This window comes from Rhodohalobacter sp. 8-1, from assembly GCF_038150125.1.
Taxonomy (GTDB): domain Bacteria; phylum Bacteroidota; class Rhodothermia; order Balneolales; family Balneolaceae; genus SW132.
In genome coordinates this window covers 50,834-63,484 of the sequence record NZ_JBBVMF010000014.1, presented here as the reverse complement: position 1 = coordinate 63,484, position 12,651 = coordinate 50,834, and the positions used below count along the sequence as shown (strand labels likewise).

Below are 12,651 nucleotides of genomic sequence, written 5' to 3'. Positions count from 1 at the left end.
GAAACACCCGTTACTTAAGTTTTCACTTTCTGTTTACTTTCTATTTATGACGCAATTCCCAAGAATTCGACCGGTCATCGCCATCCTTATTTTATGGGCAGTTTTGATGACAGGATGCTCAACAGACGAACCCACTCAGTTTTCGCTGCTTTCACCCGCGGAGACAAATATCGATTTCAGAAATGATATCACAAGCACGCGCGATTTCAACATCGTGAACTATATGTATTTTTATGATGGGGCTGGTATTGCGGCGGGTGACGTCAATAACGACGGGCTAACGGATCTTTTCTTTGTTGGAAACGAGGTTAATAATAAACTTTACCTGAACCGCGGAAATTTTGAATTTGAGGACGTGACTGAAACGGCCGGAGTTGCCGGCGATGAAGGCGCCTGGTCAACCGGTGTAACGATGGCGGATGTGACCGGAGACGGATTTCTTGATATGTACGTCAGCCGCGTAAACTACCTGAACAAATCAGGCGCTAACCAGTTTTTTGTCAATAATGGCGACGGCACATTTACCGAGAGGGCAGAAGAATACGGGATCGATTTTGAGGGATACTCTACCCAGGCCGTCTTTTTTGATTACAACAACAGCGGCCGGCTCGATCTGTTTGTACTGAATCAATCGTTTCACAGTGAGCGATCATACGGCCCTGCAGATATTCTTCGAAATCAGCAGGACCCCAAAGCGGGCGACAGGCTCTTTAGAAACGATGGCGGCACCTTCACGGATGTGACTCAGGAGGCTGGCATTATAAGCAGCAGCCTGGGTTATGGCCTTGGCGTGGCCGTGAGCGATATCGACCTGGATGGCGACCCTGATATTTATGTAGGAAATGATTTTCACGAAAAAGATTACCTTTACATAAATAATGGAGACGGCACATTTACCGAGTCGCTTTATGATTATATCGGCCATACAAGTAATGCGTCGATGGGAAATGATATTGCTGATGTGACCAATGACGGCTACCCTGATATTATCTCGCTCGATATGATGCCGGATAATCACGAGTCTTTCTTAAGGTCAGGCGGCCCGGACCTGGTTGTGGTTGAGGAGACAAAAAAGAGTTTTGGTTTTGGTAACAAAAACGCCCGGAATACGATGCAGATTCACCAGGGGTTGACGCCAGAGGGCGAGCCGTTTTTCAGTGAGATGGCATTCACGCTTGGCATGGCCCGAACCGACTGGAGCTGGGCATCGCTGCTGGCCGATTTTGATAACAACGGGAAGAAAGATCTGTATGTCACAAACGGCATGGTTCGCAGGCCAAACGATCTGGACTATGTCAGGCGTGTTGGAAATATCAGGGACAGAAGTACGGGCGACAGGATTTCGGAAGAGGAGTTCGAATCAATTCAGTACATGCCTGAAATTTATACTCCCAATTATCTTTTCCGGAATGATGGACAATTAAGCTTCACAGATGTATCTGATGAGGCCGGGCTGGGGCAACCATCTTATTCAAGCGGGGCTCTCTACACTGATTTGGATAATAACGGCATGCTTGATCTTGTGGTCAGTAATGTGAATATGGAACCCTTCATCTACAAGAATAACAGTGAGCCGGATTCAACCCGTAACTTTCTTAAAATTGAACTGGATGGAAGTGAATTCAACAAGACGGGCATCGGTAGTAAAATCATCGCTTACGAAGGTGGGCAGGAATTTTATATTGAACAAATGCCGACAAGAGGGTTTCAGTCATCCGTCGATCCAATCCTTCATTTGGGCCTGGGCGGGAACACGTCACTTGATTCACTGCTGGTAATCTGGCCTGATGGGAAACATCAAACCATTGAAAATGTAGATGCTAATCGACAATTATATCTGATTTACAGTGAAGCTGGTGGCTCATTTAGCTACGATCGCCTGCACAGGAATTACGATTCTGCCATGTTTGCAAAGGTCGATGATATGCTGCCACCCGGCATGGCGCATGTAGAAAATGATCACAGCGACTTTTCTCAAGAACCTCTGATACCTTATTACATCAGCACTGAAGGTCCTGCAATTGCGGTTGGTGATGTGACCGGAAACGGGCTGGATGATATTTATATTGGCAGTGCTCATCGTGAAGCGCCAAAACTTTACCTGCAAGACTCAGCCGGGGAATTTACACTGTCGAACGGTGATCTGTTTGAAGGAGAAGCTTTATATGAAGATGTTCACACCATTTTCTTTGATGCAACAGGAAATGGCCTCTTGGATCTTTATGTAGTTAGCGGCGGTGGACAACTTTTTCAATCGGGCGTTGCCCATCGCGACAGGCTTTATATAAATGAAGGCGGCGGAGAGTTTTCCAAATCAAAAGATCGTCTGCCGGATCTCCAGGTGAACGGGAGCGTGGCGGCTGCTTCTGATTTTGACGGAGACGGCGACCTGGATCTGTTTGTGGGAGGACGATCAAAACCCTGGAATTACGGCCAGTCTCCCAAGCATGCAATTTTGAGAAATGACGGGTCAGGTCACTTTGAGGATGTGACATCAGACATCGCACCCGGTCTTGAAAATATTGGGATGATTACAGACGCAACCTGGACAGATTTTACCGGGAATGGCAATCCGGACCTGGTAGTTGTCGGGGAGTGGATGCCAATCACTGTATATAAAAACAATGGTAATTCGTTTGAGAATATCACGACAGATCTCGGTCTCGACCAATATTCCGGGATGTGGCAGTCCATTGCGACAGGTGACCTGAACGGAGATGAATCAGTAGATCTTATTGCCGGGAACTTTGGAACCAACAGCAGAATGCAGGCGAGCCCTGAAAGTCCGATGTCGCTTATTATTAAGGATTTCAACGATAACGGGTACACATCCGGATTGGTCACTATCCAAAGCGAGGGCAAAGAGATGCCTTTCGAGCAGCTTGATGAAATACTGCAGGAGTTTCCGGATCTCACACAAAATATTTCAAGCTATCAAGATTTTGCAAGCCGGTCGGTGGAGGAGCTGTTTGGAAGTGATGCACTAAGTGGTGCGCAAATAAAATCAATCACGGAACTGCGTTCGGTTGCCATATTAAATCGCGGTGACAATCAGCCCGAAGTAGAGCCGATGCCGGTTGATGCGCAGTCATTTCCGGTTAAAACCATCTGGGTTTTAGATTCCGAGAGCCCTGAAAAACAGCTGCTACTGGGTGGTAACCATTATGGCGTAAAGCCAAGCTACGGCGGGCGTCAGGATGCAGGTTACGGGCTGCATCTCGCATATTCTCCTGTTAATGGATTTACGACCAAAACCCACCAGGAAAGCGGATTTTTTGTTGAGGGAGAGATGAGATATATTCATCCGGTTCGTATTGGCGATGGTGGCGAGAATTATCTAATTGGCTTGAATAATGGCCCGGCAGAACTCTATATCCGACGCTGACTACAAATGGAAATCAAAATATAATGTTAGGTAAAATGACATCAATAATTAAAACGACATGGCTTTGGATTTTTGTGATTATGCTGCTTTCAGCTTGCGGAGAAGTTGAGGGAGAACGTGGTCAGGACTTGCAAAACGTTCACTCACTTCCGATGGAGTCTTTGTCGCTTGAAGACCTGGAGGCGTTCACAAACCCTGCAAAAAACTGGATGGTTGCACATGACGTACAATCGGATTACACAGGTGAGTCTGATTTAACAACGATTGAAGGCACCGGCGCTATAGTAAATATGCCGACATCTGGCGAAAACGGTAATTTGTTAACGGAAATGGAACACGGAGATATTGAACTTTCTCTCGAATTTTTGGTCCCAAAAGGATCCAATTCGGGACTCTATTTTCAGGGACGATACGAGCTTCAAATCCTTGACAGCTGGCGCAAAACGAATCCGATTTTTTCTGATGCCGGAGGTATTTATGAGCGCTGGAACGATGATTTGCCTGATGGCGATAAAGGATACGAAGGAAAGGCTCCGGCGGTAAACGCAAGCCTTGCCCCGGGGCTCTGGCAGGAATATCGGGTCATGTTTCGGGCACCTCGATTTAATGAAGCGGGCGATAAAATTGAAAATGCCCGGTTTGAACATGTTTACCTGAATGGTAAACTTATACATGACAACGCGGAACTAACCGGACCCACACGCGGAGCAATTTCTGAAAATGAGACAGAAACAGGTCCTCTGATGATTCAGGGCGATCACGGACCGTTGGCGTTTCGGAACATCAGGTATAAACTCTACGAACAAACAGATTCTTTGGAACTATCACCTATCTCGTACAAAGTATACGATTATAACGGTGACAGAACGCCAACAACCTTTGATGAACTTGAACTGCTCAAAGAGGGTACAACCGATTCGTTTAACGTGGCATCCGTCAGCCCAAAGAGTGAACATTTTGCAACCCATTTTTCTGCAGACCTGAGTGTGCCGGTTTCCGGGGAGTACCTGTTTGAAACTCAGATGGGAAATGGCGGGAATCTTTATATAGACGGCGAGCTGATCCTAAAAAATACGGGAGAGCTGGAGGGCATCCGTCCGGGCAAAATTATTTACCTGGATGAAGGAACACATCAGCTTGAAATAGCACATTTCCAGGTCAAGTGGAACACCCACGCCGTGCTTTACTATGAAGGTCCGTTCATGGAAAAACGAACGCTTGCGTCAAAGGCACCGTGGGGTGATGATGGCGGGACTGAGCCTTTAACCGTTAATCGTTTGTCTGACCGCCCCGAAATTATTGGCGGATTCACCAATTATAACGGTAAAAAACGTACACATACACTCTCTGTGGGTTTTGATGAGGGCATGCACTACAGCTATGATCTTCAGAACGGTGCTCTACTAAAATTCTGGCGTGATCCGTTTGCGGACTTATCCCAAATGTGGGTCGATCGCGGATACGAACAGCTGTTGATGCCGATGAACGCGGCTGTTGAAGATATGTCGGGGAGTCCTTTATTGATTTCTGATGCAGGAGGCGACTTGTTCAACGAAAATAACAGTGTCAAAGAATATCAGCTTAACTCATCGGGCGAACCTGTCTTTCATTCTGGTTATGAAGGCGTGACTGTTACGGATCATATTCGTCCGGATGAAAATAACCAGGGCTTTATTAGATCTCTCAGTTTTAGCTCAGAAGAAGCTGTGGAGAATGCATCCGCAAGAATAGCACAAAGTCATACAATCGAAAGATTATCCGATACATTATACCGAATCGGTGGCAGGTATTATATTGAAATGATAACTAACGCGGAAAATGAGCTGACTACCGTTGAGACAGACAATTCAGGGATGATGCTTTCCCTGCCGGTGCTTCAGAATAGCGATCAAACCGACATTCAATACCGACTGATATGGTAGGCCGGTATTTGAAAATGAGTTGTTGAAGGTTGATTTGATCCATGAAAATAAGTGGCAAATCAAAATAGTCATAAATGTAGATCTGAAAATAGTTTGGTGTAAACATAATAAATCATATGAATATGGAAATTTTCAATACGGATAAAAAATGTTCTTGTGTGTCAACTATAAGATTGCCGGGAAGAGTCACAATCTTTATGCTGGCTGTTGTTATACCAGTGTTAGCATCCGCTATCATCAAAACTGTATCAGCTCAAACGATTCAGGAAGAGGAAGCGCAGTTCTATTCTATATCAACCCTTCCCATCCCTGATGACATCAAACTGGAAGCGAGCGGACTGGCGTTTAATGAAAACGGAGACCTTGCCGTTACCACACGCCGTGGTGAGGTTTGGATGATTGAAGATCCCTCAGGCTCAAATCCTACATTTCAGCGGTTTGCCCAGGGGTTGCACGAGCCGCTTGGAATTGCTTACAAAGATGGCTCCTATTTTATCGCACAGCGGGGAGAGCTGGTGAAGCTTTCAGACCACGATAGTGATGACATAGCCGACAGATTTGAAACTATTTACCGCTGGCCTTTGACGGGCAATTATCATGAATATTCCTACGGACCGAAATTTCTGCCTGATGGGGACATGGTTGTTACACTGAATCTTTCGTGGGTCGGGTATGGTGCAAGTCTTACGGACTGGCGGGGGTGGATGCTGAAGATCACAGAGGAAGGCGAAATGACGCCGTTTGCTACGGGTATGCGATCTCCTGCAGGGTTTGGATTTAATAACGAGGGCGAGATTTTCTACACCGAAAACCAGGGTGACTGGATTGGATCCGGCTGGATGACGCATCTCGAAAGCGGAGATTTTGCAGGTCACCCCGAGGGGCTCCGTTGGACTTCAAATGAAGGATCTCCGCTTGATTTAACGATGGAAGAGATTGACGATTCCGAAGGGCTGACGCTGTATGAGCAGTCACAAATCATTCCTGAGATAAAAAATCCAGCTGCTTGGTTTCCGCATACAATCATGGGCATTTCAACATCCGATATTTTGTACATCGATGGTAATGACAAAGTTGGTCCGTTCAATGGTCAGTTTTTAGTGGGTGACCAGGGGCATTCCAAAATAATGCGGGTTGCGCTTGAAAAAGTAAATGGAGAGTACCAGGGAGCGGTCTTTGGTTTTCGGGAAGGGTTTCAATCCGGAATCATTAAACTGGCCTGGGGGCCTGATAGAGATATATACGTGGCTATGACCAGCAGGGGTTGGGGAGCAACCGGTGGTGATCCGTATGGCGTTCAGCGGCTCGACTGGAATGGAAATGTACCGTTTGAAATGCAGACAATTGAGGCAGAATCAAATGGATTTACTATTAATTTTACTGAACCTGTAGATCCCGAAACAGCAACGAATATGTCAAATTACAGAATTACAGATTTTACCTATCGGTATGATGCGGTGTATGGCAGCCCGATTATCAGGCGTCAGAGCAAAACAATCCCACGGATAGAACTCTCTGATGATCGTCGATCGGCGCGGCTGTATATCGATGGAATGCGGGAAGGTTACATCTATGAAGTACAAACGGAGGGGATCTTATCGGAAGAACAGACACCCATGCTTCATTCTGTTGGTTATTATAGCCTGAACAATCTGCCTGAAGGCGAACGGTCTGCTGTAGCTGAGGGTGTTGGAATATCAACGACAGAAGAAACTGGTGAATTGTCTGCAAAGAAAATTACGGAAATGCCCGATGTCTGGAATGGTGAAGCAGATGTAGAGCTGACGCTTTCCACAGAACCGGGTCTCAAGTACGACAGAGAGCTTATACGTGTGGATGCCGGAAGCAAACTGGCGCTCACCTTCAATAATGACGACGATATGGCTCATAATGTGGTCATTACAAAACCAGAATCTGCTGATGCTGTGGGGCAAGCCGCCATGAATCTGGGTCTCAATGCTAATGATCTTGAATATGTTCCCATCTCTGACCGAGTTCTTTATCATACATCTATGCTTGAACCCGGACAGGCCGAAACCATTTACATTGATGTGCCTGATGTCCCGGGCGATTACACATTTGTCTGTACCTTTCCCGGACACTACTTGACGATGCGAGGAGTATTAAGGGTCGAATAGACACTTTTTTTGAGGTTGTAAATCATTGGTTTTAAAGGTATTAGTGTGAAATTTACACCTTTTATTTTTTACTGATATTTTCTCAGAACCAGCACATTTTATAAAAATTATATTTTTGAAAGTGCTGAAATTTCCACCCATCTTTTCAGAAAATTATATCAAAAGCAGATCAAATTGTACAACTTTTCTAAGTTCCGGATAGGATTAAGTTATTGGTGTATAGCAAGAAAGCGCTTACACATCTATTTTCCCGATAAACTCAGAATTCATTACAACAGTGATATTTAAATGCTGAATCCTGATGTAAGAGTTGTCTGCAAAAACTTTTAAATATGGAAGGGCTTTTTTATCATTAAGTTGATTTTTCAGTCTGTTGATCTGCTCTTTCAAACACTGTTTTTAAAAGTAGCATAAACTGATCAGGATGTCTGGGAAATCCGAATCAAAATAATAACTGAGGATATAATAATATGAATGGAAAACGGCCACGAAAAGTGACTTTCTATGAAGGCGCTTTCAAACATCTTTCTGCATGTCTCGGTCGAGCAGGTACTCCGGCCCGGCTTCTAATGACTGCAATCCTGATATTTGGAATTGGTATTACCAGCTCTATCGCACAGGATCGTGTTACTATTACCGGTACAGTAACCGATGCGGCAGACGGCTCTGATCTGCCCGGTGTGAACGTAATTGTACAAGGCTCAATGGAAGCAACGGGTACTACGATAGGTACAACTACAGGAATGGACGGAACCTACTCTGTAAATGTTCCCGAAAACCTAAATGTTCTTATATTCACATATATTGGATACCAAAGAGTAGAAGTTACCATCGACGGTAGAACACAAATTGACGTTCAGATGGAAGAAGATCTTCAGTTACTCGATGATATTGTTGTAGTAGGATACGGTGTCCAGGATACAAAAGAAATCACATCTTCTGTAACCTCGATTGATGAAGCAGAATTTAATCAGGGAAACGTAAATGACCCTGCACAGCTTTTACAAGGTAAAGTGCCTGGACTTACAGTAAGTAATAGGGGCGGAAATCCGAATGCGGGCTCAACAATCAGGCTTCGCGGGCTATCAACGGTTGGTGCCAATACTGAGCCGCTTGTTGTAATTGACGGTGTTATCGGAGCATCACTGGATAATGTTGATCCAAGCGACATTGAGTCTGTAAACGTCCTTAAAGATGGTTCAGCTGCCGCTATTTACGGTACACGTGGTTCCTCAGGCGTTATATTGGTAACGACGAAATCTGGTACCCAGGTTGCCAGGGGTGGCGAAGGCGCTAATGTTCAGGTAAGCTATAACGGGTATGTATCTGCAGCTACTGTTGCTAATGATCAGCCGGTAATGACACCCACCGAATATATTGAAGCAGGTGGTAATGACCTTGGCGGCAGAACTGACTGGCAAGATCTCGTAACTCGCACAGGTGTTTCAAATGTACACAATCTTTCGGTATCAGGCGGTACCAGACAAACAAATTACCGCGTATCTACGAATTTAAGAGATGTTCAGGGGATACTTGAAGATTCAGGGTTTGACCAAATTAACGCACGAGCTAACATCGGCCACAATGCGTTTAATAATCGCTTGAATCTTAATCTTACTGCGTCTACCACAAAGCGTGATCGTCAAAACTCATTTGAAGAAGCATTGAGATATGCAGTTCTATACAATCCAACTGCACCGGTGCGTTTTGATAATGGCCAGTATTTCCAGGCTATCTTATTTGACAACTTCAACCCAGTAGCTATCATTGACCAAAACGTCAACGAGGGTCAGTCAAAAGATATCAATTATAATCTTCAGGGTCGGTTTGATGTACTTAACAACCTTTCTGTATTTGCAAATTATGCACGACAGTTTAATTCGTTTTCAAATGGAGAATTTTATCCAAGCACTTCATTTTTTAGAGGACTTAACAGAACAGGTTTGGCAAGACGATATTTTCAAGATGGTGATTTCACCCTTTTCGAATCGTATGCTACATTCACAGAGTCGTTTTTCAGTAATCTTGATGTAACGCTGACGGGTGGATACTCTTACCAAGAGCAGTTTACTGAAGGTCTTACACTTGAACTGGGTAACTTCCCATCAAATGTTAACGGATATTATGATATTGATCTATCCGGTGATCGTGTATTAGGTGGACCCGGTAACGTACTTGTTGAAAGCTTTGCAACTCCTGATGAAAAAATCATTGCATTTTTCGGCCGATTAAACACAACATTTGACAATGGCATCTTCCTTAATGCTTCTATTCGTCATGAAGGATCTACCAAACTTGGTCCAGAAAATCAGTGGGGTTGGTTTCCGGCCGCAAGTATCGGAACAGAGTTGACTAACTATTTCGACATCGACGAAGTCAACCAGCTGAAAGTGCGTTTCGGTTTTGGTGTAACAGGTGCACTGCCAGGACCAAACGGTTTGGCGCAAGATCTTTATGCGTATGACTTTGCTGCAGGCGGTACCGTCAACTTTATTCGTAACGCAAACGATGAACTTAAGTGGGAGGAGAAAACCGAATATAATCTTGGGTTTGATTACGGACTTTTCGAAAACCGTATGACTGGTTCTTTAGATATCTATCAAAGAGATATTTCAGATTTCATTCTTGATGTTCCCGTACCAACGGATCAGTTTGCTTCTGGTAGTCAGTTTCAGAATGCTGGTGAGCTTCAGACACAAGGACTTGAGTTTTCTATCAGCTATGATGTTTTTGCAGAGGATAATCTTCTTTGGAATACCGGATTTGTATTTGACACATACAACACAGAGCTGATTTCTTTCACTACAGAAGAGACTATGCGAGCGAACCTCGGTGCGCCGGGCCAAAACGAGACATTGATGATTCGTGTGGCTGAAGGCGAAGAGATAGGTCAAATCTGGGGTCCTGTGATAGACAAAATTGCAAGTGGAGGCGAACGCATACCTCTTGGTAGGGATACTAATGGCAACATAATTCTCTCTGGTCCATTGGCAGCAGGAACACCTATAATGAAAGATTTAAATGGAGATGGAATTATAGTATCAGATCAAGGTAGTGCTCTCGCAGATAATGGCGATTTTCAGCAGCTAGGAAGCGGAATTCCTGATTTTTCACTTGGATGGACTAACCGTGTTAACTACAAGAACTGGGACTTAAACCTTTTCTTCCGGGGTGCATTCGGACACAGTCTGGTAAATACATACCGTGCTTTCTATGAGCCAATTGATCCTGGTGCTATAAACTCCTATAACAGAGTTATTACAGATAAATCCGTGGATGGCTTGACGGTATCACAGTTTAGCTCACTATATGTTGAAAAAGCTGATTTTGTGAAACTTGATAATGTCACGTTGGGTTATAATGTCGATAGTTCAAATATTGACTTTCTGAGTCGACTTCGATTTTATGCTACGGTTCAAAATGCTTTCACAATCACCAACTATACCGGTATAGATCCGGAACCAGTTCTTCAAGATCGTGGATCAGTAGATAACGGTGGGCGATTGGGTGCTTTTGCGGATGTACTGTCACCAGGTATTGACAGACGAAACAATTATTTCACATCCCGAACTTTTACGTTCGGCGTTAATATCGAATTTTAATTAAAACCCCAGATCATAATGAAACATCTAAATAGGTTTTTAATATTTGCTCTGGTCTGTGTCGGGTTTTCCTCCTGCACTGATCTGAATGAGTCTCTTAACTCAGATTTTACGAGCAGCTTCGATCCAAATAACCCTGGATATGGTGAAAGTGTCAATCAAAACCCGCCGGTTCCTGATGATGGATTGAACTCTGCCTTTTCACAGCTACTTGGAGGTACGGCAAGCCATAATGGATATTTCTCTGTTGCTGAAATACCTACTGATCAAGTAGTTATTACACAGAAAGGCGGTGACTGGTTTGATGGTGGTATTTGGTTAAACATGCACCGTCATGACTTCAGGTCTACGAACCCGGGACTCAATAACGCCTGGGGAGCCAATTATGGTGGTGTCAGCCAGATTAATCAGTTGCTTGCTGAGATAGGACTTGATGATAATCAAAGAGCACAGCTTCGTACACTGAGAGCGTATTTCTACTGGAGACTGACCGATATGTTTGGTAGAATAAAAATCATTACAGAGCCGGGTGTGGACTCACCACAGGTAGATCGTCCTGAAGTGTTTAATTTTATCGTCTCTGAGATTGAAGCATCTCTTCCCGATTTAAATGAATCGGCTGGATATGCCAGAATATCCAAAGGTGCAGCAAATGCACTTTTAGCCAGACTGTACCTAAACGGTGAAGTTTATACCCGTCCATATCCATATGCGCCAGGAACGGGTAATACATACTGGCAAGAAGCAATTGACGCAGCGGATGAAGTCATCAACTCGGGGCTATATAATTTGGCTACTGCGTATGATGATGCATTTGGTCCTCTTAATGCTGGTAGTTCTGAGCACATTTTCGTTGTGCCTTTCGATGAAGCAACGGGTCAGGGTATGAACCTTGCACAGATGACACTTCACTATCCAAGTCAGTTAACATATGATTTGGCTGAACAGCCATGGAATGGATATTCTTCACTTGAAGCTTTTTATAATTCCTTCACTGAGGAAGATGCTAGAAAAGAAGCGTTCTTTGTTGCAGGCCCTCAGACTGACCTTGATGGCAATCCAATTCTGGACGTAGCGTTTAATCCGGAAAATGAAGCCGAAACAGGCGATAGAGAAAGCCTTGCAGCCATTAATTATACACCAGCAATAAATGAGCTTGCGCCGAATGGGGCTCGTCAGGCAGGTGTTCGTCTTGGTAAATTCTCTTTCAAGCTCGGACAGCAGCCAAACATGGATAACGACTATCCACTCTTAAGATATGGCGATGTTTTGTTAATGAAAGCAGAAGCAACTGCTAGACAATCAGGTAACTGGTCTAATGCACTTCCCGAAGTCAATCAGATTCGAGCCAGAGCTGGTCTTGATCCGCTGGGTTCGCTTGATGAAGATTCATTTTTCGAGGAAAGAGGTAAGGAAATGTTTATGGAGTCTATCCGGCGTACGGACATGATTCGCTTTAATCGCTGGGGAGATGCATGGTGGGAAAAGGGAGCACATAGCGCTCCTCATCTGAATATTATGCCAATTCCGAACTCTCAGATTCTTGCTACAGAAGATGGTTCATTGACTCAGCATGATGACTACTGATTCTGGTTTGTCGAGTA

At 44.4% G+C, this 12,651-nt stretch carries 5 protein-coding genes; all 5 read left to right on the top strand.

The features are described from left to right. Positions 1-46 precede the first annotated feature (46 nt). The gene (locus AABW11_RS13590) at positions 47-3,385 is read left to right on the top strand and encodes a VCBS repeat-containing protein (protein WP_340105662.1); all 3,339 of its coding nucleotides are present in this window, start codon (positions 47-49) and stop codon (positions 3,383-3,385) included. Between the two features lie 35 nt (positions 3,386-3,420). Beyond that, a complete protein-coding gene (locus tag AABW11_RS13585; protein ID WP_340105661.1) occupies positions 3,421-5,307 on the top strand; it encodes a family 16 glycoside hydrolase in 1,887 nt (628 codons plus the stop codon). A 158-nt stretch (positions 5,308-5,465) separates the two neighbouring features. After that, positions 5,466-7,445, top strand: coding sequence for a plastocyanin/azurin family copper-binding protein (locus AABW11_RS13580; RefSeq protein ID WP_340105660.1), 1,980 nt, complete (start codon positions 5,466-5,468; stop codon positions 7,443-7,445). A gap of 470 nt (positions 7,446-7,915) precedes the next feature. Then, positions 7,916-11,047 carry a SusC/RagA family TonB-linked outer membrane protein gene (locus AABW11_RS13575; RefSeq protein ID WP_340105659.1) on the top strand — a complete coding sequence of 1,044 codons (3,132 nt, stop codon included), beginning with the start codon at positions 7,916-7,918 and terminating at the stop codon, positions 11,045-11,047. 18 nt (positions 11,048-11,065) lie between these two features. Then, positions 11,066-12,634: a RagB/SusD family nutrient uptake outer membrane protein gene (locus AABW11_RS13570; protein WP_340105658.1), complete on the top strand. Its 1,569-nt coding sequence runs from the start codon at positions 11,066-11,068 to the stop codon at positions 12,632-12,634. The last annotated feature ends 17 nt before the right edge of the window (positions 12,635-12,651 follow it).

Coding starts and splice junctions, on each gene's coding strand:
- AABW11_RS13590 (WP_340105662.1), top strand. CDS start 47: ATGACGCAATTCCCAAGAATTCGACCGGTCATCGCCATCCTTATTTTA.
- AABW11_RS13575 (WP_340105659.1), top strand. CDS start 7,916: ATGAATGGAAAACGGCCACGAAAAGTGACTTTCTATGAAGGCGCTTTC.
- AABW11_RS13585 (WP_340105661.1), top strand. CDS start 3,421: ATGACATCAATAATTAAAACGACATGGCTTTGGATTTTTGTGATTATG.
- AABW11_RS13570 (WP_340105658.1), top strand. CDS start 11,066: ATGAAACATCTAAATAGGTTTTTAATATTTGCTCTGGTCTGTGTCGGG.